Below are 26,111 nucleotides of genomic sequence, written 5' to 3' on the forward strand. Positions count from 1 at the left end.
CCCCGCCTATTATAAATGACATTTGCAATCATCCTAATACTGTTATCTATTAAAGAAGTTTATATTTATTTAAATTCTGAATCAAAAAGTCGGCATATCTTAAAAATCCCAAATCAGTCAGATGAGTGCCATCTACCGTTGCCTCGTGGTCTTTCCCCAGAGCGTTTTTTCCAGCCATATAATAGATATTTTTGAACCCGTCATTTTTTAATTTTTTAAATTCACCTTTCAATGCCAGATTTTTTTCGCTTATGCTTTGCATTATCTTGTTATCCAAATAACTTTTCTCATAAATTAAATTCTCCACAAAAACAACAGGTGTGTTTTTGCGCTTTTCCCTAAGTATTTCCATAAATGGAGAGATTCTTTCCAAAACCTCTTGTTTTGTCATATTGGGCAAACATTCAATTACATAAAATTCAGCATCAATTTCCCTGATTAATTCAGCCAATTCTGGTTCCATTTTTCCGTTACCGCGAAACCCGAGATTTATACATTCTATACCTGTTTTTCTTGAAATTATATTTGTATGAGCCATCCCCGGTCGGGAAGCACATCCCCCCTGAGTAATGCTTGTTCCGTAAAAAACAATTGGTTTACCGGAATCTTGGACTGCTTTCTCAATTTTGCAGCTTTCCTCGACTCCTATTTGGATATCAGTTAATTCAATGTATAGTGGTAAATACAACCTGAATTCCTTCCTCTTGCCATCCATATTTTCAACCAGCAATTCTTCGAAGTCTTTTCCGTTTGGCCTCGCCGTATTAACATATTGCCATTCTTTACCATTTTTAAAATAAAGATCGGCTCCCTTAACTCCTGTGGCGGCCATATGATTTCGATTTGCTATTGAGCTGTTTACAACACTCCACTTTACATAAATATAGGTTGAGTTTGTAAAAAACCGGACAGACATTCCCGATGAACATTTAGATAAGTCCCAAACCAGATCCCTAACTTTTCCATGATATTTATCGGGTAGCCTCTGATAACGATTTTCTTTTACATCATTAGTAAAAGCAGAACCTTCCAGCAAAAACAAATCTCCATTATAATATTTGATTTTGCTTTCATTAATTTGATTTTCCGATTGTCCAAAAAGTGAACAGGAAACAAAACAAACCGTAAATACTATGTGTAATAAGTTACAATTCATAGAATTAAATATCTAATCCTTAGATCTCACCCGTACTTTTTGTAATCGTATTTGTTCCTTACCCTGCGTTGCCTGAAAGTTAGTGATGTATTTTGACAGTAATTGGCTTGTCAGGTCGGCAGTAATTGCATCGTATCCTGGGACACCGGACAGATTGTTTCTTTCTTCAGGATCGTTTATCAAATTAAAGAGATAGCAAACTCCTCCCTGTTCAGGGTCGAAAACCATTTTCCAGCTCGCAGTCCTTATCATAGCGCAGGTACCGAGTTCGGAAAAAACAGCACTACGAAGGGCAGATGGATTACCGTTAGCGATTTCAATCAGATTTTTGCCGGGTCTGTCCATGTCCGAAATATCGACACCGGCAACTGAAAGTATCGTTGGATAAATGTCAAGTGTTGATACCAGCGCCTTTGACCTTACCGAACCAAATCTTATATTCCGTCCTGGAATACCTTTACCGTAAATAACCATAGGCACACCAACACTTTGTTCATAAAAATACCGCTTATCCCAAATTCCGTAATCACCAAGATTATCCCCGTGATCTGAAACAAATAGTATTACCGTATTATCCAAGTATTTCATTGACTCAAGTGTCTCAATAATATTCCCAATATAATGATCTATATTGGCGCACATATCGGTATATACAGCCCTACGCCGGCTTGTATTCAAACTTGGCGGAGCTAATTTGGGTGGTTTAGTATCTTCCGGTTTGGTTTTAACCTCGCCAGGCACCATGTAAGGAGGATGAGGTCCGATAAAACTTACGTTTAAATAGAAAGGCTCAACCTTATCGTATTTTTTTATAAAGTCGGCTGCTTGTAACCCGATAAATCCATCCTCAGAATCATCGGGGGCCAGCGGATGATGTCCTGATTTAATACCCTCATTTACCTCTTTAAAATACTTTTCAAGAAGCCTTTCTTTCTTTAGATAATTTATGTAGTCATCTACATTTTCCGTTTTGTCTTTATTGGGTACGTGTTCCCCCACGTCAAGACATTGGACCAAATAATCTATTCCATATCTACCGATTTCTGCTTTATCCTCTTTGGTGACATCTATTCCTACGGCATACCTGTCGATATAGTGATGCTTTCCAATTAAGGCAGTATAATAACCGGCTTTCTGCAGATGGTTCATAAAGGTTTCATCTCTTAAATCATTATGAATTGGCCCGGTTTGATTGCCGTATATTTTAGTCCGACTTGGATAAAGTCCGGTTATTATTGAGGTTCTTGAGGGCTGGCACAAAGGTGCTGCCGTATATGCATGTTCAAAAATAACACCGTCGTTGGCGAGTGTCATCAATTTTGGCATATGACTCAAATGATCCGGTCGCATCTGGTCAACCTGGATAAGAATGATATTTGGCTTTTTCTGACTGATTTGTGCCCCTGCCGGAATCGATAGGCTCAATATAATTGCTCCAACCAGAAAAAATGAAGTGATATTTATACGTTTAAACATAATCAAAATTTTAGGTAATTAATTTGCTTTAAGACCGGCATTATAATTGGAAATTGCTTCAGAAGTTTTTAATGCACGGTTATACACTTTCATAAGATGAATTGTTCCATCAAACTCTTTATTAAGAACACATTTATTTGTGTCGTTCAATTTCCCTAAATAAGGGTAAATCCTTCCCCACCCGTAATCTCTTGTTTCCACATCTCCGTCGCTAAGTATGCCATCCACTACAATAGTGGCAATTTTTGCAGCACCATCAATTATAAATACAACATGATGTAATTCTTTTTCTGCGATTGTATTTTGATCTGAAGTAAAAATTCTGTTTTGGCGAAGATCTGTTTCCCTGATTTCTCCATCACTTATCTCGATTTCAATTGTATTGTCTTTTTGCAATGAAACCTGCATTCCTTTATGTTCCGGACCGATTGTGCTGAATAATTGTTGTCCTGTTTTTAATATGTTTGCTGTCATCCAAAATTCCATTGTAAAACTACCCCCGGAAGCCAAATCTGGTATTTGTGGGAAGTTTATTTCTTTCTGCGACAGCATTTTCTCATCTGAATTCATAATCAACCCGTCAACTGTTAGATCAGTTACTTTCCCCTGATTCCACATTTCCTCAATTATGTTAGTATTTATTTCGTGAACTCTGGCAGCATTTTTTTGTGTTTCCGTAATCCACAATCGCCCGTCCACTTCAATAAAATCTGGATAACTCATCCCAAGAATAGCAGGATCATTATCATATAAAACTATCTCAGGCTGAGACCATATTATATCTCCCCGTTCTTCTATTCCTCCGGAAATCCATACGGGATTTCGTCCATTGTAAGAATTTTTTCTAAAATTATTATGAAACCAGAACAGGTATTTCCTGTTTGCAGTCTTGAATATTTTAGGACAAGCACGTGGGTTTCCTATACGTTGCCCATTTGCATATGTCATATACTTTGGTTTGGAAAATGTCTTTCCATCATCTGAACTTATCGAATATGCAGGAGAACCATCGATGGTTCTGTAAACTACGTACAAATCACCGTTATTTAGAATAACCATATTATGTTCCGACTGTACTTTCCCAAACTCAGGGTTCCATATCCCTGAATCTCCTTCTGGCAGGGTTACCCATTCAATTTTTTCAGGATTATTATCATAAAGAATATTTTTACTCCTCAGAATAAATCCTTCGCTCCTTTTGAAAAATTCAGGTTGCTTAGGGTCTTTACGAAGTATTTTAGTAAATGTGATATATGCTGCATTGTCTGTAACAACCGGCTTGTCGATGCTCCAAAAAAACTGATGTTTTCCGTGTGTGTAATTTTCTCTATCAATTTGAGTTGTTCTAATGGGAACTTCGAATCTTTTTTCTGACCAGGTTTTACCGTTATCGTCAGAGTATTTATACATAAAAGGGCTACTCATAACTCCTTCTATTCCTTCAAAACCATATTTATTGTAATTATAAAATACGTAAATACGCCCGCCCGGGACTTTTAACGGAACAGCCCATGATGACTGTGGCACACCAGGAGGTTCAACATTTACAGGTTCTGTCCACGTTCTGCCCTTATCATAACTTCTGGTTGCTATAATATTATTCATGTAAGCATGTTCAATTCCTGAAGAGGTTGTTAAGATGCAAAGCCAACTACCGTCATCACATACAATAACATAGGGTTGGTCAGCATAAGTTTTGCTCGGGATTTCGTTTCCATTTCCAATATAGCGCGGATCTGAATTAGACCAGTCAATATATTGTGCAGATACACAAAAATGGGAAATAAGTCCGAAAATAACAAGTAAGATTCTAGTCTTCATCAGGATACAGAAGTTAGTTTTATTATGTAAGGCTCCCTAATTATCCAAATAAACGGCGAGTATGTTAAACGTTTACTATTATTAGGCGAACCGGATATTTCTTTAACACCCGATTCGCTTAATAAAATTACTTATTTGTATCTTATCAAATATATTGGTATCCTACCAAGCAGGGTCTTGTTGTAATACACCTGCCTGAATATCAAGCTCACTTTCCGGTAAAGGCCAGTAATCATTTTTTTCAAGATTAAATACTGCACCTTGCATAAAAGACCTGAATTCTGAGTCTTTGGTTATATATGCAGGAATTACTTCATCCAGTTTTCCCCAACGACGAAGGTCAAAAAACCGGTTTCCTTCCATAGCGGTTTCCAAACGAATTTCCATATGAACGGCCTCCCTGGCGTATTCCTGGCTTGGAAAGCTTGCATACTCCCCTAGCAAATAATTTGCAGCCGGCTGGTCCCAATCAACGTCAGCTCCTTCTGATGATGGAGCATTTGGAAAAACATAGGAAGTACATTTTCCCATAACAAAGTCATTAGCCGACCTTCTTCTAACTTGATTTACCAAATTTTTGGCCAATTCAAGATCATTATCTTCAACTGCACATTCTGCTCTCCACAATAAAACGTGTGCATATCGTATTAACCTTGTATTTAAAGCTGTTGAACGGGCAAAAGCAGCGTGCGAAGCAATTCCAACCAACGATTTTGGGTACATTCTCTTTTTGAGTTCAAATGGCCCACCATTAGCAGGATCACGCGCCCAACCGGTACAAATCCCCCAATCCATAAACGGAATACCGCGCCTGGCAACAGTCCAATCCAAACGAGGATCTACTAAATCGTCTGCCGGAATAAACTCATCATTTGGCCCTAATCCCATATCATTTTTCAAATTTGTATCGTCAAATTTGGGCCCGTTTATACCTAACAGCGGCAATCCATTCTCGTCAACTTTAAAAGCATCTACTAAATCCATTGATGGCTGATACATCCCGCAACAAACAGGTAACCCTGATGTTGTCGGTGGATTGGTTGTCCATATATCCGGAGTCCCATTAAATCCCTGGGCAGTTCCGTCATTAACCGCTCTTTGAATTTCAAAAATTGATTCCTGATTATTTTGATGTTCATAATCAAAGTTATCAAAGTAATGATCGGCTAAACTATACTTTTCACTATTTATAATCTGATCCAGAAGCGTTTTTGCTTCACTGTATTTTCCCTGGTGTAATTGTACATAAGCTTTTAACGCCATGGCCGCATATTTAGTTGCTCTTCCTGGTTCTCCCGGAAAACTTTCAGGCAATAATGATATTGCGTCGGTTAAGTCCAGTTCTATTTCAGACCATATTGGGTGATCATTTGGAACTTTCTCAATTTCTATTTCTTCGTTTGATACAAAAGGAACCTGATAATGCATTCTTTGTAACCTGAAATGATAAAATCCCCTCAGAAATTTAGCCTGCCCCATGGCTGCATTTTTCTCAGCATCGGTCATATCATCGGCCGCCAATATTGCATTTATACAATCATTCGCACGGGAAACTCCATCATATAAAACTACCCATTTATTAACAATATGCGGGTTATTCGGCATCGCGACAAAACGTTCTATTTCTCCCCCTTCTGCAAGATCAGATAAGGTAGATCCTTTATAGGCATCATCTGATGCACAATCCCAAACCCAATTCGTAGGTGAGGCTGAATATGCTTCCCTTGGCCAACCCGATTTTATTGCTGCACCTTTCACCAATGTATAGCTTGCCGTTAAAAGCAAATCAACACCATCTTTAGTGTTAAAATCTTCAAGTGAAACAACACCTGTTGGTTTTTTATATAAAAAATCTTCCCCACATGAAGTGGATAATAATATTGCTATCAAAAGCAACAAAATACTAATTTGCTTTATGTTTGCTATTCTTTTTTTCATGATATATTGATTTATAAATTACAGATTAAAAAGTTACATTTATACCAAACATATAGGTTTTAACAGTCGGCCATCTGCCAGCATCTACACCAAAATTGATACCTGAACTATAGAAGGCCGGGTCAAGACCATCATATCCTGTGATCGTTAGAAGATTCTGCCCAACAACGTATAAACGTAGGTTTTCCAATCCAATATTTTTGATAACAGTATTTGAAAAAGTATAACCAACCTGCAGATTCGTCAATCTTAAATATGAGCCGTCTTCTACATAGTAGGAACTCGGTAATTGACTTACCTGATCGTTTATCTCAGCCAATGGCATTTGTGCATCTGCGTTATTCCCCAGATGTGGACTTCCCCATGATTCATATAACCTTCTTGTCCCTCTCCAAAATTCCATATAGTTGAAATCCAATATACGACGATCAAGATTTAAAACATCATTTCCAATACTGGAATATAACATTGCTGAGAAGTCAAAATTCCTGTACGCAAGATTTAAGTTAAGACCAAGTGTCAAGTCAGGATGCGGATTACCGATCGACGTCCTGTCATCTGAATTAATTACCTTATCATCATTAATATCGGCAAATATAAAATGACCAGCTTTGTTATATGTTGGATCTAATTCATTTGGAAAATATGCATCTGCTTCTCCATCAGTCTGGAATATTCCCAATACTTTATATCCGTAAAATTCAGGAAAAGAAGTACCTTTTTTGGCGTAAGTATAAGATTGATCTCTGTAAATGGAACCGTAATTTACTTCATCTTCCTTATCCGATAAGTTTTCCAGTTCATTTTTATACCTTGAAGCAACCAGGTTTACATGATAGGTGAAATCGTTGTTTGAAGATTTTCCTTTATAGTCAAAAGACAAATCAAATCCTTTGTTCAACATATCGCCAATGTTGACAGACGGTGCAGAAGCATATCCGTATACTGCGGGAATGGCTTTGGGATAAAGCATATCACTGGTTTTTTTATTCCATATATCAAGTCCCAATGAAAATTTTTCCAAAACAGTGATGTCTAGACCAAAATTAATGGTGGTTGTTGTTTCCCATTTTGCATTGCGATTACCAAATGCCCTTGTTTCAAAACCAGAGCTCGGACTATCATTTGACCCATCAATAGGATAATAGGAAAAATTAATATTGGTTTGAAATGTAGAGAAACCATTATATGTTCCAATTCTATTGTTTCCGGATTGTCCCCAACTTGCACGGAATTTTAACAAATCCAGCCAACCAACTGAATTCATAAATTCTTCATTAGAAATAATCCATCCTCCAGCAAACGACGGGAAAGTTCCCCATCTGTAATTTTCTGCAAAAACAGATGAACCATCATGCCTTACAACACCATCAAAAAAGTATTTATTCTTATATTCATAATGTAATCTTCCAAAATACGAAGTAGAAGAGCTTTCTGAATAACCACCACTATTCGTTTGTGTACCTTCACCTGCACTCAATACAAAATATTCTTCGGTTTGTAAAAAGTACTCTTCACGAGAAGCAGTCATATCGTCAGAGCGACTACTTGATGCCTCAAATCCTGCCATAATATCAACTCGATGCTCTCCAAATGTTTTTATATAATTTATCGTGTTGGTCCAATCCCAGTTCCTGGCCTTGCTGGAAGAAACAGTAAGCTTATCAATAGAAGTTCCTGAATAGTTCCATGGATTTGCTTCTGTGGGCTGATTTATCCATCCGTTACCGCCATATACACCAAGAATCGTTTTTGCTGTGAAATCCTTTAAAAACCGAATATTTGCATATACATTTCCCTCCAGTGACAAATATTTATTTGTATAATCACTTTGTCTCCATATCTCTGAAGGTTCGTTCCTATTTGATGAGAATCCAACTAACTTTGTAACAGGAGCCCAATTACCTTCAATATCGTAAACAGGACACAGGCGAGGCATAAGCATAGCCATGGACACAGAACTCCCTTCACCTCCATCGGATTGCCTACCCCAGTCGTCTTGTGACCTAACACCAAAGTTTTCTCCTATTTCCAGCCAATCGAATAGATCTATGGATAGGTTTGTTCGAAAATTAAATCTATCATATCCTGATTCCTTTACCGAACCCAAGTTATCAGTATAACCAAATACAACACCATACGTTAACTTGTCTGCTCCACCAGTAATTGTCATATCATAGTCCTGGGTAATTGCATTCTGATAGATATAATCAAACCAATTGGTTCCTTCGGGAGTCGATTCAACAATTTGATAATCATAAGCACTATATTTGCTTAAGTCAATATCATTGGTAACACTTGGATAAATATATTTAGGTATAACAGGAGTAGCACCATTTCCATAAAGAGGATGGTTAGGCTCCATTCCCGAATTTGCATATGACATCCACAACATTTCACCATATTCTGTTGGGTTTAACATATCATACTGAGGAGGTAAAGCACTAACGCTAGCTCTCGCGTTTACAGTAACCTTTGGCGCTTGTGACTTACTCCCCTGGATGGTTGTTACTACAATTACACCATTAGCCCCCCTTGCACCATAAATTGCAGTAGATGCAGCATCTTTAAGTACCGACATCGACTCAATCTCCGCCGGATTTAAACGTCCAATATCAGACGGAACTCCATCAACAATTACAAGTGGAGAAGTACTATTAATCGTCCCTATTCCCCGGATCTGAATATTCGCACCTGACCCAGGAGTGTTTCCACTATTGGCTACGACTCCAGGTACCATTCCCTGTAATGCGTTTGTAATATTATTAACAGGATTAATCTTCTTTAACTCAGAAGTATTAACATTTACAATACTCCCTGTTAGAGCCTGTTTACTTCTGGTTCCATAACCGATAGCTACTACTTCTTCAATACCTATTGCATCAACCTGTAAAGTAACTTCGAATCTTCGCTGGTCTCCGACAGGTATCTCCTGCTTAAGCATTCCAACAAATGAAACAACGATTGTTGCATCTAATGATGCATTAAGTGCAAACTCACCATCTACATTAGTAACAGTACCATTAGTTGTTCCCTTTTCAACAATTGTTGCCCCTGGAATGAGACTTCCATCTCCTCCTTTTACAATTCCAGTTACTTCAATTTTTTGTGCAAAACTGCTAATTACACTTACCATCAAAACAAGTGTAATCCATAATTTTAGATGAGAATAATCTCTCAAAAGTTTTTTTTTCATATTTACTTGATTAGCAATTAATTAAATCAATGATTATATCACTCAAACGTTTTAGCATTTTAAAATAAAAATAACGATCAGTTATTTCTATCAATAAGTTTTGCTGAATAAACTGTTTTATTTTTCATTCTCTTTGCTCTTTTATTTTTTATTTCGTCGATTAAAATTCTTACACTTTCAATTCCCATTTCTTCAATTGGCTGTAGTAAAGAAGAAACCGGAGGCATCAATAACTTAAAAAATTCATTATCATCAAAACATATTACCGATATATCTTTACCTACTCTAATGTACCGTTCATATAAAATTTGTATTCCTGGAATAGCTGTACTGTTAGTTTGAAAAAAGATAGAATCAATATTTAAGTCTTCTACTAAATGTGGTATATATTCTCCTAATAAAACTTCACTTTTTTCATTATCTAAAAAGGGCACCTCTTTAACCAACTGTCTATCAAAGCGGATGTTGTAGTCTTTTAATGCAGCTTTATAACCATCTAGCCTTTCTGCCATATGAAAAAAATTAGTTGCATAAGAAAATGTCGCGATTCGCTTTTTTCCTTTCTTTATTAAATATTCTGTTGCATCATAGGCTGACTGCCAGTTATTCATAACAACATAGTTTGCATCTATCTTGGGAAAATGTCTATCGACCAACACAAAAGGAATCTTAAGATTGGTTAACTGCGCAATCTTTTCCTCAAGCCCCTCAGCCGGAATTATAATTAATCCGGCAACCTGCTGATTTAAAAAAGTATTGACAACTTCTACACATCTATTCTCGTCCTCATCCGAGCTAGCAAAAAGGACTCGATAGCCATATTTCATTGCTTCTTTTTCTACATAACGTGCTAGCTTTATAAAAAATCGGTTAGAAACATCAGAGATAACAAATCCGATAGTATTCGTCACCCCTCTCCTCAAGCCTCTGGCTAGTGTATTTGGTCTATAGTTTAGCTCTTTCGCTGCAGCCAGTATCCTCTTTTCCAACTCTGCACTTATCCTATTCTCCGCCGCTTTCCCGTTCAAAACAAGTGAAACAGTTGAATAAGAAACTCCCACAAAAGCAGCTATATCTTTAATTGTAACGGACATTTAATACGCTATTATTTTGGATGCTAAGATATGAAGAAAATCAGCCAAAAAAAGAGATATTAAATATGCTTAAAAACATAATATAAATAAAACTCTAATAATCAAAAAGATAAAGTGCTAAAACTTTTTAGCATTTTATCTAGTATTAACCTTCAATAAATTACAAAATTACAATATAAAATCCTATATATAAAAACATTAAGATAAAATGTACATATCCATACCTCTGTAAAGATTTCTATACCGAAACATGATCTAACAATCTACCATTAACTTTTTATTCAAAAGAATAAACTCACTATAATAATATAAATAACTGATAAACAATCAATTTAAAATTAATTTTCAAATTTTGTATTATTATAAAGGAAAAAATATATACATTTGCTAAAACGTTTTTATGATTAAATATGAATTCAATTTCTAAATTTTCAATGTATATAAAAAAAATATCTGACAATATTCTTGCATCCTTATTGGCTCTAATCGTTGCGATTATGTTCACACAGGTTGTATTCAGATATACGTTTAACAACTCGCTTTCCTGGAGCGAAGAGATTGCAAAATTCCTCTTTATCTGGATCACTTTTATTGGAGCCGCGTTGTGCTTTAGAGACTACATGCATCTAGGTGTAGATTTTTTATTAGAAAAGGTATCTGGAAAACATCGATCCTTTTTACTCATTTTTAATACATTCCTCACAACAGCTTTTAACGGAGCTATGATAGTTATCGGATTTATTTGGGTACATGATGTTTCCGGCACTTTAAGCCCCGCAGTTGGTCTTCCATTGAATATAGTCTTTTATGCTGCTTTTCCCTGCTCTGCACTGCTATCATTTATATATGGTTTGGAAAGATTACAATCAGAATTTAAGAAAAACAATCAAAACAAGATAGTCAAATGATATTTCTAATAATATGTATGCTGTTGTTACTGGTACTCGGGGTAAGAATCGCCTATGCGCTCGGCATAAGCTCTTTGCTTTATATCATACTTTTCACAAATATATCTCCGATGGTGATAGCACAACAGATATCAGCAGGCTCAGACTCAATCGTTTTGCTTGCTCTTCCATTTTTTTTATTGGCCGGGGAAATTATGAATGCCGGGGGAATTACCCATCGTTTAATCAGGTTTGCAATGTCATTGATTGGCAATATCAGAGGAGGATTATCATTTGTTGTTGTTATTACAAATATGATCATGGCAGCAGTATCAGGCGCTGCAATTGCCAGTGGGGCAGCAGTTGGTTCCGTTATGATTAAATCAATGGAAGAAAAAGGATATAATAAAGGATTTGCTGGCGCAATAAACGCTGCAGCAGCTACAATTGGACCAGTGATACCCCCAAGCGTTGGTTTTATCATATATGCCTCTGTTTCAAATGCTTCAGTAGGAAAACTATTTATTGCAGGCATAATCCCAGGAATAATCCTTGGTTTGGGAATGATGCTATTTTGCTATATTCTATCGGTCCGCCACAATTTCCCCGCTGGAGAAAAAAGGAACTGGAATGAAGTAGTTTTAAGTTTTAAAAGTGCAATATGGTCATTATTAATGCCGGTTATAATAATTGGAGGGATAATGTCTGGAGCAGTCACAGCTACTGAAGCAGGTGTAATAGCGGTTGTTTACGGATTAGTTGTCGGCATATTTATACACAAGGATATTTCCATTAAATCTCTTCCAGCCATTTTTACCAATACCGCTAAACAAACCGCGCGTATAATGATTGTGATAGCATGCGCTTCGGCATTTGGCTGGATTATTTCCCGAGAAATTGAACCTAGCCTCTTTGTTGAAAATGTTTTGTCTGTTGCTGGTCAGAAATGGATTTTCATGTTTCTCATCATCACAATTATTATTGCATTGGGTACATTCATGGAAGGGGGAAGCATAATGATAATATTAACGCCATTGATACTTCCAATACTGTTGACATTGGGTATTGATATAGTTCATTTTGGCGTAATGTTTCAGCTGGCCATTATGCTTGGACTAATTACTCCGCCAGTTGGAATATTGCTATTTGTTATATCCGGTGCAGGTAATATAGAGATTAAAGATATAGTAATGAATATTTGGCCATTTTATTTGGTGATACTGTTGGTAATAATCACATGTGCGATATTCCCGGAAACAACACTATGGCTAATAAACACACTCGGTGATAAAATAAGCTGAGTTTAAATATATATACAAAGAGATTAATATTGAGATACTAACTCAAAAAAAGGGAATGGTGCGAAATTCAAAACATAGCAAATTTGACAAACCATTGTTGGCTGATTATTTGGCAACACAACAAGTAACAAAATCTCTTTTGGAATATTATTCCCTCAAAAATGAAAGCGAATTACTTAATAAACTTAAATGTGATTTTTATTACCTGTCATGCCGGGATATAAGCCAGAATGAATGTTGTTTTCCATTTTACAGAGGGGCTAAGCTTAAAATATCTGAAACCGAAAGAACTTGTCCTTTAGGGATTCAATGGAAAAGATTGGTATATGATGATAAATTTGGAGTGGATGAAGCAATTAATGGACCCTTGTCTTCAGAATTTATTAAAGAAGACGATATATTAAACTTCAGATTGCCAGATCCCTGTTGGTTCGATTTTTCACCCCTTACTGAAGAATGTGATTTAAATGAAAATAGAATTATTGTCGGGGAACTGTGGTCTGCCATTCATGGTGACAGCTACAGGATGATGGGATATAAAAATTTTCTCTTAAACATTGCATTAAACAAAAACCTGATCCAGCTATTGGTAAATCGAATGACTGACTTTTATATCGAAATGAACTCCCGCTATTTTGAGGTAGTTAAAGATAAAATGGACGTCTTTTTTATGGGCAATGATTTTGGTTCCCAGCCTGGATTAATGACAAGTGAGGACGATTGGTATGATATCTATTACACCAATTATGAAAAACTTATAGACCTTGCCCATTCCTTTAACCTCAAGGTAATGGTGCACTCGTGTGGCTCTATTGAACCGTTAATCCCACATTTTATTAAGCTTGGTGTTGATATAATCGACCCGGTTCAAACAACAGCAAAAGGAATGGATCCGAAAGTTTTAGGAGAAAATTACAGGAAACAAATTTCATTTCTTGGCGCAATCGATACCCAATCAGTAATACCTTATGGAACTTCAGAGGATGTTGAAGCACATGTTTCAAATTTGATACTACACTTAAACAAAAACTACATTGCTGCTCCCTCAAACAATTTTATGACCGCCCCCCCGCAAAATATTGATACCGTTTATGAAACTATTAATAAATTAAAAAATAATGAATTTTTACAATAAAATAATAATACTTCTACTGGTAACATTTATTGTAAGTTCCTGTTCAACAAAAAAGGATTATAAAGAATTCCGGCTCGCATACGTAATGGCTCCCGGAGGTACATCTCATGCTGCAGCCGAAAAATTTGGGGAACTAGTGTCCCAAAAATCTGAGGGAAAAATTAAGGTAAAACTCTATCCGAATGGAATTTTAGGAAACGACAGAATTCTGGTCGAAGGACTGAGTCTGAGAAGTGTTGATATGATTATTGCGGGACCATCTATTATTGGATGGAATGCCCCCAAGTATGGAGTAATCGAAGCCCCATTTGTTTTCAACAGCTACACGCATATGGAAAAAGTAATGTATGGAGAAATAGGAAAAGAGATTGAAACAGCCATTTATAAAAACCGGAAGATTCATTTTCTTGCTTTTCTCCACCGAGGGCCAAGATACTTAACTACGACTAACAAAATTATAAAAACTCCCGATGATCTAAATGGACTAAAGCTTCGAGTTCCTGAATTGCCGATTTACATAAAATCATGGAAGACATTTGGTGCGAATCCTACCCCATTAGCTTACTCCGACATGTTTATGGCACTAAAACAAGGGGTCGTAGAGGGACAGGAGAATCCACTGGAAGTAATTTATACAAGCCATTTATATGAGACACAAAAGTATATCATGAAGACAGAACATCTCATTAGTTTTTATACAGCTTGTATTGGCGATTATTTTTTAAAAAAATTTGATAAAAATGAACAAAAAATAATTATCGAATCAATCAAGGAAGCTGCCAAATATCAGAACGATATGGTAAAAAAATATGAAGAAAAGTTCACGGATGAACTAAAAGCTGCTGGTGTTGATTTTATCGATGTAGATAGAAATGCCTTTGAAAAACTTGCAGTTCAAAAACTACCTGAATTATTTAAAGATACCTGGGCACCGAATATTTACCAACGAATACGAGATGTAAAATAAAACAAATTAGAGCATAATTAAATAAAGTGTAAGACAAAGCTGAAATGATAGGAAATGGCGTTACAAATAGGCCTTAAAACTTAAACTTCCTATTGATTTAGTGAAAGAATAAAAACAAAACTCGTTTGGACATTCACTTTAATAGTGAACACTACACAAGATACAATTGAAGTCTAACCCAAAAAGAACTCAAGTCATACACAGTGAAAATAAAAAGAATTAATAATAACCATATGATAAAACCGAATATAGTTTTAGAGAAAATAAAAAATGGAGTTTTCTCTCTAGGGGGATGGGTTATGTCAAACTCAGTAACCTCTGCAGAAATTATGGCACAGGCAGGATTTGATTGGGTATGCATTGATGCTGAACATTCATCTGTCTCCAAAGAAACAGCAACTAATATGATTAGGGCAATTGAATTACACGGTGCTGAGCCATTTGTCAGAATTAGTCTGAATGATGAAGTAGAAATAAAAAAATATATGGATATCGGTGCCAGAGGCATTATCGTACCCATGATAAAATCTTATAACGAGATAGAAAAAGCAATTTCATTTATAAAATATCCACCGTCAGGAAGCCGATCTTATGCCATCCCCAGATGTACAGGGTATGGAGACTGGTCAAATGAATATTATGAAAATGCCAACGAACAAACTTTTATCGCTATCATGATTGAACATATTGATGCGGTTAAAAATATTGACAAAATATTCTCACATAAAGAGATAGATGCTGTTTTAATTGGGCCTTACGATTTATCAGGCTCAATGAATATCCCGGGGCAATTTGAAAATGAAAAATTTGTGGAAACACTGGATTATATCCACAAAAAAGCAATAGAGTATTCTATTACAATGGGTATACACGAAGTACATCCATCTTTGAAAAAAATTAACAATTTCATCAATCAAGGTTATAAATTTATTGCCTGTGGCATTGATACTCTCTTCATTTTGGAACGGTCAAAAGAATTCGCCCAACTTAATACTTAATAATTTTAAAATACAATCATTTTGATTTTAGGATCGTTAAAAAATACCGAAACAGCTGAAAAAGTCCACTACCTTTTTAAAAAAGCTTTTGACTATATCAAAACTATTGATCTAACTACAGTTCCATCTGACGGAACCAGAATTGAGCTTGAAGGAAACAAACTTTATTTCGTTATCAATGAATATTTAGGTAAGACACGTCAGGATGTAATAGGAGAAGCCCATCGAAAATACATTGATATTCAGGTTTTGTTAGAAGGAACTGAATCGATGGGCTGGATTGAACTATCTGAATGCAGAAAATTATTAAAACTGTATGATTCAGAGAAAGATGCAGTCTTATACAATGATACGCCTTCCTCCTATATTCAGGTCTCTCCCGGAGAATTTGCAATCTTCTTTCCTGAAGATGTGCATGCGCCGGGGATTGGCACAGAAAATATAAAAAAATTAGTTGTAAAAGTGTTGATTTAATGCGTCGCTTATTGTTTATAGCTTCCCGCAGTATTTATATAAAGTTAAAGATTCTGAGGAAGCGAGCTACCCCAATTACAATTTGTGTATTTTTTAAAATAAAGTTATGAATACGAAATACTGGAATACAGACAAGGGACTTTTTGATATAATCAGGAAAGAGTTATATACGGCAGTTATCGGTGACATAATGGACAAGATGAACCTGAAACAACAGTTTCTGCCTCCTCAAATCCGTCCTCTCAAAGAAAAAATGTTCATCACCGGACGGGCGATGACTGTACTTGAGGCTGATTGTTTTGAAGAACTAAGCCCTGGTTCAAATAATCCTTTGATGAATAAGCCTTTTGGGCTCATGCTCGAAGCTCTGGATAATATAAAACAGGGAGAAGTATACATATGTTCCGGCGCTTCGCCCTCATATGCCTTGGTTGGCGAATTGATGATGACAAGGATTAAAATGTGCGGAGGTGCAGGTGCAGTGGTTAATGGTTATTCTCGTGACACATTGGGAATTTACAAAACAGATATTCCTGTTTTTTCATATGGACCGTATGCCCAGGATCAGGCACCAAGAGGTAGGGTAATTGACTACCGTGTCCCGATTGAAATGAACGGAGTACGCATCATTCCGGGAGATATAATTATCGGAGATATTGATGGAGTATGTGTAGTACCGCAAAATCACGAACAGGAAATTATTGTCAGAGCTTTGGAAAAAGCCAGGGGAGAAAAAGCCGTACTAAACGCAATAAAAGGAGGAATGAGCGCCGTTGATGCGTGGAATAAGTACGGAATCATGTGATGAATAAGCTCTTAGAGAAATATTAAAAATTCATTCAGGATGAAAATAACCGATGTTAAGGTTTGGCTGGTTGAAGGGATAAAGTACAACTGGACCATGCTAAAAATATATACCGATGAAGGGTATACCGGTGTGGGAGAAGCAACCAACTGGCCGGGGAGCCAAATTGTTGAAGCTGCCGCAATTGAAGTTGGACAACGAATTATCGGGTATGACCCCATGCGCACCGATTTTATCTGGACCAAATTATACCGCGATTTAAACTGGGTTGGCCCATTTGGGGCCAGTATGTGCGCCATCTCCGGGATCGACATGGCTTTGCTAGACCTAAAGGCTAAAGTACTGGGAGTGCCAATGTATGAATTATTAGGGGGAGCATTTCGGAAAAAAATCAGGCTTTACGCAAATTACTGGTTTACCGAGGGCGGACATAATGCAAAAGATTATACCAGCCAGGCCCTCAGTGTTATAAAGGCCGGATTCAAGGGTGTAAAATTTGACCCGTTTGCCCATGTGAATTACTTCTATGGGGAAGATTTGAATGTAGACCTTGGACTAACTTTTGAGCAGCAAAACAGGGCTTATGAAGTTAGTAAAGCAGTAAGAAATGCCATCGGCCCTGAAGCTGACTTGATGATTGAGACTCATGCCATGCTGAATTTCAAAACAGCAACCGCGATGGCAGAACGTCTGGCAGAATTGGACATTACCTGGTTTGAAGAACCAGCAGGCCCTGAAAGTGCAACTACCTTACGCACAATGCGCGAGCGAATCTCCTCAAAGGTATCGATCTGTGTCGGTGAAAGACACTATACGCGCCACGGTATAAGGGATCTGCTTGAAAAACAGGTTGCCGACATAATAATGCCTGATATTACAAGGTGTGGTGGTCCATCGGAAATGAAAAGAATGGCGACAATGGCGGAAACTTATAACGTACAGGTAGCTCCGCATAATCCTAACGGTCCGTTGTCGACGTTGGCAAGTGCTCATGTCTGCGCGTCAATTCCAAATTTTTTCAGACAGGAATTTATGTTTAACGATGTCCCCTGGCGCGATACTATAATTAATTATTCAATAAACGATTTAATTGTTGATGGTCACCTTGTACTGACAGAAAGACCTGGATTAGGAGTTGATTTAAATGAAAAAGAAATGAAAAAACACCCGGGGGTAAGAAAACCAAGAGTTGGATTTTATATTTAAAATTTAAGCTATTGACAGTTTTACCATGTTAAATTTCATAGTATATGGAAAAAGCTTATAAAACTATAATCACGAGTACGATACCAAAAGAATGGGTCAAAAAACTCTCTTCAATTTCGGAAGTAATCATATGGCCCGGAGGTAATCATTTTTTGATGCCAAGAGATTATCTGATTAAAATTTTGCCCGAAACAGATGCAATTATAAATACAGCTGATGTAAAGGCTGACAAAGAGCTTTTAAACCATGCGTCAAGGCTCAAAATAATATCAAATGCATCGATTGGTTATGATAACCTAAACCTGAAAGAACTTACAACAAGAGGAATCTGGGCCTGCAATACACCTGGCTTTTTTAACTATCCTGTTGCGGAATATATTATAGCAGGTATGTTAACGCTTTCAAGAAAACTTGGTGAAGCAGAAAGATTTGTAAGACAAAATGAATGGAACGCCTTTGAACCAGGTAGGTGGGACGGCAAAAGCCTGAAGGAAATGAGTATCGGAATTGTGGGCATGGGTGCAATCGGCACTGAGCTGATGAATCTGGCAAAAGCATTTGGAATGAAAGTCAGGTACTATGATCATAATAAACAAAAAATACCGGGATACACAAATCTTGACAAACTACTGAATACTAGCGATTTTGTTTCAATCAATGTCCCCTTAAACAGTTCCACAAAACACATGGTAAACCAGAATTTTCTTAACAAATTAAAAGACGATGCAATATTGATAAACACATCAAGAGGTGCTGTTGTAGAGCAGAATGCTTTGATTAAAGCACTAAAATCAGGTCAAATTAAAGGTGCAATCCTCGATGTCTTTGAAAATGAACCTTATGTTCCCACTGACCTGAGAAAACTTGAAAATGTTTTTATTACCCCACACATAGCTGGTGGCACCAAGTCAGCACGTAAAGCAAGCATGGAAAGTGCCGCTTTCAATGTTTTTAGTGTTTTATCCGGTAACAAACCAATTAATTCATTAAACCAAATAGAATAATTATTTCATTCCAAAATACTCACATGAAAATTAAAAATATTGAAATATTTAAAATTCCACCGCGATGGCTTTTTCTAAAAATCACAACAGAATCAGGAATATCAGGTTGGGGAGAGCCTGCGCTGGAGGGTAAAACTGATTCTGTAATAGCTGCCATTCATGACATGAAACAATATCTGATTGGACAAAATGCAGAAGAGATTGAACATATATACAATTTGCTCACTAAAGGAAGCTTTTACAGAGGTGGAGTAATTATGATGAGTGCCGTTTCCGGAATAGAACAGGCGCTTTGGGATATAAAAGGGAAACATTTAAATACTCCTGTCTATAACCTGCTGGGGGGAGCAGTGAGAGAAAAAGTAAGAATTTATGGCTGGATAGGAGGAGACTCTCCAACTGATTTGATCTCTCAGGCTCAAAGAAGAATTGATTCAGGTTATACAGCCTTAAAAATAAATGCATGTGGTAAAACAGAATGGATTGTTTCTCCTTCCGAAACAAAAAGTATAATACAAAGGCTAAAAGAATTGAGAGCAGCAGTTGGAGATAAAATTGAGATCGGTATTGATTTTCATGGAAGAGTTCATAAATCAGCGGTGAAACGCCTTGTTAAAGAATTGGAAGAATTTTGCCCCATGTTTTATGAAGAGCCTCTACTTCCTGAATATATCGATCAACTAAAAGATGTTGCAAATTATACCACCGTTCCCATAGCTTTTGGCGAACGTTTGGTCGGTCGCAGAGAATTTAAAAGTTTAATAAACAATGGAATTGTGGATATTATTCAACCTGACATTAGCCATACCGGTGGTATATGGGAAATACGTAAAATTGCCGCCATGGCTGAAACATCAGACATCGCCCTCGCACCTCATTGTCCTCTTGGTCCCATTGCATTTGCAGCTTCATTACACATCAATGCGTGCTGTCCAAATGCAATTATCCAGGAAACCAGCCAGGGAATTCACTATAACGAAGGGGCAGATATGCTTGATTATATAATAAACAAAAAGGATTTATCAATAATAGATGGTTTCATTCCAAACCTTGAAAAACCAGGCCTTGGCATTGAAATAGACGAGAAGTTTGTTAAAGAAATGTCAAAAATTGGTCATAACTGGAGAAATCCAATATGGTATGGAAAGGATGGAAGTTTACTTGAATGGTAACCTAAAACGCTAACCATGGAAAAAAAAATAATATGTTTTGGTGAAATAATGTTACGCCTGGCGGCACCCGGATACCTAAGATTTAGCCAGGCAAACGAGTTTGTTGCTACCTATTGCGGAGGAGAAGCGAATGTCGCTGTTTCATTGGCGAATTTTGGTATGGATGCAGAATTTGTAACTCGTTTGCCAAAAAATGATATTTCTGATGCATGTCTTAGAAGTTTACATAAAAATGGTGTGAACACAAAAAATGTCATTTTTGGTGGGGAAAGATTAGGTCTGTACTATTTGGAAACAGGCGCAGTAACGAGACCCGGTAAAGTGATTTATGATAGGGCGCATTCCTCTTTTTCTGAAATTAATCCTGGCATGATCGACTGGAAAAATATATTGAGAAATGCCGACTGGTTTCATTGGACCGGGATCACGCCAGCAATTTCAGAAGGAGCTGCTGAAGCATGTTTGGAGGCGATAGAAGTTGCGCAAAAAATGGGATTAATTATATCGACCGATTTGAACTACCGGAAGACTCTGTGGAAATATGGAAAAACGGCAGCTGAAGTTATGCCAAAGCTAGTTGAGAAAAGTGATATTATTCTTGGAAACGAAGAAGATGCAGAAACAATATTTGGAATAAAGCCTGAAGGTTTCGATGCAACAAGAACCCTAGGTAATGTTGATGGAAATGAATTCTACTCGGTTTGTGAAAAGTTAATGGCGAAATTTCCAAATGCAAAAAAAGTAATTATTACTCTGCGCGGTTCAGTCAATGCGAATCACAACACCTGGGCAGGTGTTCTTTTCAACGGGAAGCAATTGCTTAAATCACCCACTTATGATATTACCCACATAGTTGACCGGGTAGGCGGCGGTGATTCTTTTATGGGGGGATTAATTTATGGATTGTTGACTTATCCAAATGAAGATCAAAAAGCTTTGAACTTTGCTACTGCGGCGTCCTGTTTAAAGCATACTATTTATGGCGACTTTAACCTTTCAACAGTTACAGAAGTAGAAAGGTTAATGTCAGGTGACGGGAGCGGACGGGTAAATAGATAAAAAAATTAAAATAGGATTAATCCCGATGAAATACTTTAACCATTATACAACTTCCTATTATTACATTAAAAATCAACAAAATAACAAATGAAGACTTCAACAAAAAGAACAGAATTTTCATGGAATCAATTTAGACAAATGCCTGTTGTCGGAATTGTTCGTGGAATTTCAACCGATGATTTTAAAAACATATTACCTATTTACATAAAGGCAGGCTTTACAACTATTGAGGTAACAATGAATACAAATGATGTTGAGTCACTTGTAAGGCACGCTATTAAAGAGTACCCTGATATAAATGTAGGAACAGGAACAGTTTGTAGTCTCAAGGATTTGGAACATGCATTGAATTTTGGTTCGCAATTTATTGTTTCTCCGATTATAAACTATGATGTTATCAAAACTTGTGTTAAATACAACATCCCAGTATTTCCAGGTGCGTTAACTCCAACCGAGATATATAATGCCTGGGATTTGGGAGCATCAATTGTTAAAGTATATCCGGCAGCTAATTTGGGGGCAGGTTATATAAAGGACGTAAAAGGCCCGTTAAACAGGTTAAAACTAATGCCAACAGGAGGAATAGGCCTTGGAAATATTCAAAGTTTTTTAGAAGTAGGTGTTGACGGTTTAGGCATTGGGAGTCCGTTATTTGACAAATCTCTGATAAAAGCTAAAAACTGGTCTGCTTTAGAAAATCATTTTTCTGGATTCACCCAAATAGTAAAAAACCACAGAAAAAAAATAATAAAATGAAAGTAGTTATACAAAAAGATCTATACGAACGCAGTCTCGAAGTTTTTTCAAAAGCAGCGAGAATCAATGGCATTCAGTTTATTCAAGCCGAAATACTAGATGAGAGTGCGATGCTAAAAGAGCATACCTCGGGTATAAACTGCTTTGTAATTGGCGCCGAAAAATATTCCCATAACTTTTACAACTCATTAAGAAAAGGAACAGCCGTAATACGTTATGGCGTAGGCTACAATGCAGTGCCAATTGATATCTGCATCCAAAATAAGATTAAAGTTGCATATACTCCGGGAACACTAACGGATTCTGTTGCAGAACATGCATTTGCCTTACTATTGGGAGTTGTAAGGAGGATACCTGAATTACATCAGTCAACAAAGTCTGGCAATTGGAAAGGATTAACCGGCCTTGAATTAAAAGATAAGACAATTGCATTAATAGGATACGGACAAATCGGACAGGCCGTAGCTAAAATTGCCAAACTCGGTTTTGGGATGAAAGTAGTCGCATATGATATCAAAGAAATGAATAGTGATGATCTATTAGACAATTATTCTAATGATTTTAAATCAATCGTTAAGAATGCTGATATAATAAGTCTACATTTAGCAACTGTGCCGGACACACTAGGATTTATTAACAAAGAACGAATTGGAATGCTGAAAGATGGAAGCATATTCATTAACACAGCAAGGGGAGAATTAATAATTGAAAAGGATTTTTACGAAGCACTGGATACAGGCAAAATCAAAGCTGCCGGATTAGATGTATTTGAAAATGAACCCTATCATCCAAAATCTGAAGTAGATTTCAGAAAATTAGACAATGTTGTACTAACTCCTCATTGCGGCTCAAATACCATAGAAGCTAGTAACAGAATGGCAAAACTTGTTATTAGAAATATATTGGCATACTATTCTTCAAATGAAATGAACCTTATACCTGAAATTAAAAATAACCGTTAAAAAAAACATTAAGATTGTAAGCTTTCTTGCTTTCCTGTTATATTTTTTCATCAGTGTTTCGTTACTTAAACTCTTTATCACAGCATCATTCCATTCGAACAAAAAGTGAAACATTTTCAGGGGTGATGTTATGGCATTTTATATTTATGTTCTTAACATTTGAAAAGTATTAATGAATTAAAAGAGAGACTTTATCGAGAACAAAATTTATTGACTTTAATAAAAAACTGATTCTAAGCGCTTAAGAAAACACAAAATTGTCCTTTTCTGGGCACCATAAAAATTTCAAATTAAACCAAAAGCACAAAAAAAGTCAATATAAATGAGACTTTACCGAGAACAATTTCACTTGATTTTTTTTATATCCAAATACTGGATTCTGGATATCTGATTATTAAATCTAAACTTCTTCCAGCAGGTTCGTTTCTATTATTTCTCCTGACATGGAATTCATCCTCAGGGTTTTTATTTCAAATGCCCTGAAACTACCGTTCCATTTCTTTCCGGCAAAACGTAAATCGATTGTTGATGATGTTGTGTGTCCTGAGATTTCTACGCAACGGATTATAATATCGCTATTGTCTTCGGCCTGTTTTATCGACGATACAATAACACTGGGATTATCAACACTAAGAAAAGAGCCTGATTTTGGTAACTTTCCTCCATGTATCCCCTGATAGATTGCAACTGGTGGTGCCATTAACTCTTCGGCCTGTTGTGCAATCTTAGATTCAAGCCAGGTACCATTGTGCGGAATAACCACCATTCGGAAAGTATGAATTCCCTGGTCCATCCATTGATAGATCCCATCAGGTTCAATCTTCCTTGGACGATGATGTGCAAAAACCGCAGACCGTGCAATTGAAATTCGCATATCGTTTCCAATTACATTATAGCCATGTTTGGCATCGTTTATTACTGTCAGGCCATAAGCATTTCCGTTTTGAAAGCCACTGACATCAATCCATCTCTGTCCCGGATTTTCATCTCCGTCCGTATCCCTGACAATATGCCCGTAAGGTATTTCGTAGGTTGATTTAGGTGATTCTATATTTACAGGAAATGAAAATTTTAACATTTTCTGGCGTTCATGCCAGTCCAATGTGGTTCTTCGTCAATTTTGGGGAACAAAACCTTACGACCAAACTCACTGTTAATTAATTGATAATCAGTAAGTAATAGTTCTATTTTTATCGTTTTCGGGAGGTCGTTTTTGTATCTTTACATAGTTGATAATCAATCATATATGAACATCAAACACCTTATTGACATCCCAAAAATCATAGTCAGAGCTTTATCGTTAACAGACTCTAGTCAATTATTTTCAGAAACTCAGTACCAGCCCAAATCCATTTTCTGTCATTGCTAATTTTAATTCACTTTTATCCCAAAATGAACTTGTTGGTAAACCTTCATTATAATTGTCTACGGCGAGTTTTGCTTTTTTATTAAAGCCACTACTTATTGGTATAGAAACTGCTATCAATCCAGCGCCAATACCGGCCAATGCCCAGTTAGGCTCACCACCACCTATCGCCGTTCCAACAGGCCAACCAACCATAAATCCACCTGCATAACTAAAAATCATAGCCATTGTGTAGTTTGATTGTGCAGATTTAATTTGCTTGTAAGCCAATTCGTTGGGCTTCATAATTTTTACCAATTGATTCATATTCAATCTTTGTTCTCCCTGGTAAAATTGATATCCACCAAATACTTTCTTCATTGATATGAAATCATTACCTGTTTGACCAAAAGTAAATGTTATACTTAGAGTTAACAAGGCCAGAATAATTGCTGTCTTTTTCATGATGTAAAGTTTATTAATGTTTGAAATAATATTCAAGAGTTTGATGATTTATACTTAATCCCTGTTTGTTTGGGTTGAATCGTTAAAGTACAGGTTCTAGTAATTCCGAATATTACTGCCCTTTTCCAATAAATCAGTTGAAAACAGGGGGTTCATCCCGTTCAATAAAATCCACCTAATACTGCATATGAGAACAGTTTGGTTAACACAAAATGTTGAAGTTATCGATATCAGAGGTTTTAAACTCACATTAATCAGGTTTTTCCCGAAAAGTAATATATTTTTTCACTTCAACTATCGCTATATAATACAAAATTCTGCGAATCTGATTTAAAACATAATTTCGCCTTTGTAAGCGAATTAAAAAAGAGGCTGTCTCAAAAGAGATGGCCTTTATTCATTTTCAGCGAATAGCAGATAAAATAATGCTAGTTGTCACTAATCGCTTTTGTTGACTGTCAGCGATTTATTATCTTCAGGCATGGCAAGGAGATACAGAAAAGTACCATTTAAACCTTATCACGACAAACAGTCGATGCTATTCCCACCGAATATTGATGAACTAGTTCCATCGGGGCATCCGGTGCGTATAGTTGACGGCATAATCGATAAGGTCGATATCCAGTCCATTCTGGATACTTACCCGGGAGGTGGCAGTTCGGGGTACCATCCCCGCATGTTATTAAAAGTATTGGTTTACGCTTACTTGCGTAATATTTATTCGAGTCGCCAGATTGAAGAATCGCTAAAAGAGAATATCCATTTTATGTGGATAAGCGGCATGAGCAAGCCCGACCATAATACCATCAACCGGTTTCGGGGGAAACGCCTGGATGGCAACCTGAAAGAGATATTTGGTTCTGTTGTAGAAATGCTTGCAGCAGAAGGTTACCT

The 26,111-nt window shown here is 36.7% G+C and carries 22 protein-coding genes; 14 read left to right on the forward strand and 8 right to left on the reverse strand.

Features of this window, described 5'->3' with window-relative positions; all coding sequences use genetic code 11:
* Nucleotides 1-49 precede the first annotated feature (49 nt).
* From K5G00_RS25310 to K5G00_RS25335, 6 genes are all read right to left on the reverse strand, one after another.
* Nucleotides 50-1,156 (reverse strand): SGNH/GDSL hydrolase family protein, encoded by a 1,107-nt coding sequence (locus K5G00_RS25310; RefSeq protein ID WP_238769300.1) that lies wholly within the window; start codon nucleotides 1,154-1,156, stop codon nucleotides 50-52.
* Between the two features lie 12 nt (nucleotides 1,157-1,168).
* Entirely contained in the window at nucleotides 1,169-2,632 is a 1,464-nt protein-coding gene (locus tag K5G00_RS25315) for a sulfatase family protein (protein WP_238769301.1), read from the reverse strand.
* A gap of 18 nt (nucleotides 2,633-2,650) precedes the next feature.
* On the reverse strand, nucleotides 2,651-4,453 hold the full coding sequence (locus K5G00_RS25320) for an exo-alpha-sialidase (protein WP_238769302.1): 1,803 nt from the start codon (nucleotides 4,451-4,453) through the stop codon (nucleotides 2,651-2,653).
* Between the two features lie 162 nt (nucleotides 4,454-4,615).
* Nucleotides 4,616-6,391, reverse strand: a complete 1,776-nt coding sequence (locus K5G00_RS25325; protein WP_238769303.1) for a RagB/SusD family nutrient uptake outer membrane protein — start codon at nucleotides 6,389-6,391, stop codon at nucleotides 4,616-4,618.
* Between the two features lie 25 nt (nucleotides 6,392-6,416).
* Nucleotides 6,417-9,587 carry a SusC/RagA family TonB-linked outer membrane protein gene (locus K5G00_RS25330; RefSeq protein WP_238769304.1) on the reverse strand — a complete coding sequence of 1,057 codons (3,171 nt, stop codon included), beginning with the start codon at nucleotides 9,585-9,587 and terminating at the stop codon, nucleotides 6,417-6,419.
* Nucleotides 9,588-9,664: 77 nt separating this feature from the next.
* On the reverse strand, nucleotides 9,665-10,681 hold the full coding sequence (locus K5G00_RS25335) for a LacI family DNA-binding transcriptional regulator (protein WP_238769305.1): 1,017 nt from the start codon (nucleotides 10,679-10,681) through the stop codon (nucleotides 9,665-9,667).
* A gap of 410 nt (nucleotides 10,682-11,091) precedes the next feature.
* On the opposite strand from K5G00_RS25335, the gene K5G00_RS25340 reads away from it, so the two are divergent.
* The 13 genes from K5G00_RS25340 (at nucleotide 11,092) to K5G00_RS25400 (ending at nucleotide 23,407) form a co-directional block, all read left to right on the forward strand.
* Entirely contained in the window at nucleotides 11,092-11,589 is a 498-nt protein-coding gene (locus K5G00_RS25340) for a TRAP transporter small permease (protein WP_238769306.1), read from the forward strand.
* A 17-nt stretch (nucleotides 11,590-11,606) separates the two neighbouring features.
* Entirely contained in the window at nucleotides 11,607-12,869 is a 1,263-nt protein-coding gene (locus K5G00_RS25345) for a TRAP transporter large permease (RefSeq protein WP_238769322.1), read from the forward strand.
* Between the two features lie 55 nt (nucleotides 12,870-12,924).
* Complete coding sequence (locus K5G00_RS25350) at nucleotides 12,925-14,004, forward strand: uroporphyrinogen decarboxylase family protein (protein WP_238769307.1); 1,080 nt, start codon at nucleotides 12,925-12,927, stop codon at nucleotides 14,002-14,004.
* Nucleotides 13,988-14,971, forward strand: coding sequence for a TRAP transporter substrate-binding protein (locus tag K5G00_RS25355; RefSeq protein ID WP_238769308.1), 984 nt, complete (start codon nucleotides 13,988-13,990; stop codon nucleotides 14,969-14,971). The genes K5G00_RS25350 and K5G00_RS25355 overlap by 17 nt, the downstream gene beginning before the upstream one ends.
* Before the next feature lie 203 nt (nucleotides 14,972-15,174).
* Entirely contained in the window at nucleotides 15,175-15,969 is a 795-nt protein-coding gene (locus K5G00_RS25360) for an HpcH/HpaI aldolase family protein (RefSeq protein WP_238769309.1), read from the forward strand.
* Between the two features lie 21 nt (nucleotides 15,970-15,990).
* Nucleotides 15,991-16,443 carry a YhcH/YjgK/YiaL family protein gene (locus tag K5G00_RS25365; RefSeq protein WP_238769310.1) on the forward strand — a complete coding sequence of 151 codons (453 nt, stop codon included), beginning with the start codon at nucleotides 15,991-15,993 and terminating at the stop codon, nucleotides 16,441-16,443.
* Between the two features lie 106 nt (nucleotides 16,444-16,549).
* Complete coding sequence (locus tag K5G00_RS25370) at nucleotides 16,550-17,248, forward strand: RraA family protein (RefSeq protein WP_238769311.1); 699 nt, start codon at nucleotides 16,550-16,552, stop codon at nucleotides 17,246-17,248.
* A gap of 39 nt (nucleotides 17,249-17,287) precedes the next feature.
* Nucleotides 17,288-18,454, forward strand: a complete 1,167-nt coding sequence (locus K5G00_RS25375; RefSeq protein WP_238769312.1) for a mandelate racemase/muconate lactonizing enzyme family protein — start codon at nucleotides 17,288-17,290, stop codon at nucleotides 18,452-18,454.
* Between the two features lie 44 nt (nucleotides 18,455-18,498).
* Nucleotides 18,499-19,458 carry a 2-hydroxyacid dehydrogenase gene (locus K5G00_RS25380; RefSeq protein WP_238769313.1) on the forward strand — a complete coding sequence of 320 codons (960 nt, stop codon included), beginning with the start codon at nucleotides 18,499-18,501 and terminating at the stop codon, nucleotides 19,456-19,458.
* Nucleotides 19,459-19,481: 23 nt separating this feature from the next.
* Nucleotides 19,482-20,630 carry a galactonate dehydratase gene (dgoD, locus tag K5G00_RS25385; protein WP_238769314.1) on the forward strand — a complete coding sequence of 383 codons (1,149 nt, stop codon included), beginning with the start codon at nucleotides 19,482-19,484 and terminating at the stop codon, nucleotides 20,628-20,630.
* Nucleotides 20,631-20,645: 15 nt separating this feature from the next.
* The gene (locus tag K5G00_RS25390) at nucleotides 20,646-21,689 is read left to right on the forward strand and encodes a sugar kinase (protein WP_238769315.1); all 1,044 of its coding nucleotides are present in this window, start codon (nucleotides 20,646-20,648) and stop codon (nucleotides 21,687-21,689) included.
* A gap of 138 nt (nucleotides 21,690-21,827) precedes the next feature.
* Nucleotides 21,828-22,445, forward strand: coding sequence for a bifunctional 4-hydroxy-2-oxoglutarate aldolase/2-dehydro-3-deoxy-phosphogluconate aldolase (locus K5G00_RS25395; RefSeq protein WP_238769316.1), 618 nt, complete (start codon nucleotides 21,828-21,830; stop codon nucleotides 22,443-22,445).
* Nucleotides 22,442-23,407, forward strand: a complete 966-nt coding sequence (locus K5G00_RS25400) for a 2-hydroxyacid dehydrogenase (RefSeq protein ID WP_238769317.1) — start codon at nucleotides 22,442-22,444, stop codon at nucleotides 23,405-23,407. Before K5G00_RS25395 ends, K5G00_RS25400 begins: the two co-directional genes overlap by 4 nt.
* 400 nt (nucleotides 23,408-23,807) lie before the next feature.
* Here the strand turns inward: K5G00_RS25400 and K5G00_RS25405 are convergent, their stop codons facing one another.
* On the reverse strand, nucleotides 23,808-24,509 hold the full coding sequence (locus K5G00_RS25405) for a glycoside hydrolase family 38 C-terminal domain-containing protein (protein WP_262921445.1): 702 nt from the start codon (nucleotides 24,507-24,509) through the stop codon (nucleotides 23,808-23,810).
* 222 nt (nucleotides 24,510-24,731) lie between these two features.
* Nucleotides 24,732-25,217, reverse strand: a complete 486-nt coding sequence (locus K5G00_RS25410) for a hypothetical protein (RefSeq protein ID WP_238769319.1) — start codon at nucleotides 25,215-25,217, stop codon at nucleotides 24,732-24,734.
* A gap of 481 nt (nucleotides 25,218-25,698) precedes the next feature.
* On the opposite strand from K5G00_RS25410, the gene K5G00_RS25415 reads away from it, so the two are divergent.
* Nucleotides 25,699-26,111, forward strand: a 413-nt coding sequence (locus K5G00_RS25415; protein ID WP_238769320.1) for a transposase, incomplete at its 3' end; no start/stop codon positions are given.

The organism is Maribellus maritimus, from assembly GCF_022267315.1.
Lineage (GTDB): Bacteria > Bacteroidota > Bacteroidia > Bacteroidales > Prolixibacteraceae > Draconibacterium > Draconibacterium maritimum.

Bases quoted from the DNA above. Each gene is read 5' to 3' on its own strand.
- K5G00_RS25310 (WP_238769300.1), bottom strand. From the start codon at position 1,156: ATGAATTGTAACTTATTACACATAGTATTTACGGTTTGTTTTGTTTCC.
- K5G00_RS25315 (WP_238769301.1), bottom strand. From the start codon at position 2,632: ATGTTTAAACGTATAAATATCACTTCATTTTTTCTGGTTGGAGCAATT.
- K5G00_RS25320 (WP_238769302.1), bottom strand. From the start codon at position 4,453: ATGAAGACTAGAATCTTACTTGTTATTTTCGGACTTATTTCCCATTTT.
- K5G00_RS25325 (WP_238769303.1), bottom strand. From the start codon at position 6,391: ATGAAAAAAAGAATAGCAAACATAAAGCAAATTAGTATTTTGTTGCTT.
- K5G00_RS25330 (WP_238769304.1), bottom strand. From the start codon at position 9,587: ATGAAAAAAAAACTTTTGAGAGATTATTCTCATCTAAAATTATGGATT.
- K5G00_RS25335 (WP_238769305.1), bottom strand. From the start codon at position 10,681: ATGTCCGTTACAATTAAAGATATAGCTGCTTTTGTGGGAGTTTCTTAT.
- K5G00_RS25340 (WP_238769306.1), top strand. From the start codon at position 11,092: ATGAATTCAATTTCTAAATTTTCAATGTATATAAAAAAAATATCTGAC.
- K5G00_RS25345 (WP_238769322.1), top strand. From the start codon at position 11,607: ATGCTGTTGTTACTGGTACTCGGGGTAAGAATCGCCTATGCGCTCGGC.
- K5G00_RS25350 (WP_238769307.1), top strand. From the start codon at position 12,925: ATGGTGCGAAATTCAAAACATAGCAAATTTGACAAACCATTGTTGGCT.
- K5G00_RS25355 (WP_238769308.1), top strand. From the start codon at position 13,988: ATGAATTTTTACAATAAAATAATAATACTTCTACTGGTAACATTTATT.
- K5G00_RS25370 (WP_238769311.1), top strand. From the start codon at position 16,550: ATGAATACGAAATACTGGAATACAGACAAGGGACTTTTTGATATAATC.
- K5G00_RS25375 (WP_238769312.1), top strand. From the start codon at position 17,288: ATGAAAATAACCGATGTTAAGGTTTGGCTGGTTGAAGGGATAAAGTAC.
- K5G00_RS25380 (WP_238769313.1), top strand. From the start codon at position 18,499: ATGGAAAAAGCTTATAAAACTATAATCACGAGTACGATACCAAAAGAA.
- dgoD (WP_238769314.1), top strand. From the start codon at position 19,482: ATGAAAATTAAAAATATTGAAATATTTAAAATTCCACCGCGATGGCTT.
- K5G00_RS25390 (WP_238769315.1), top strand. From the start codon at position 20,646: ATGGAAAAAAAAATAATATGTTTTGGTGAAATAATGTTACGCCTGGCG.
- K5G00_RS25395 (WP_238769316.1), top strand. From the start codon at position 21,828: ATGCCTGTTGTCGGAATTGTTCGTGGAATTTCAACCGATGATTTTAAA.
- K5G00_RS25400 (WP_238769317.1), top strand. From the start codon at position 22,442: ATGAAAGTAGTTATACAAAAAGATCTATACGAACGCAGTCTCGAAGTT.
- K5G00_RS25410 (WP_238769319.1), bottom strand. From the start codon at position 25,217: ATGAAAAAGACAGCAATTATTCTGGCCTTGTTAACTCTAAGTATAACA.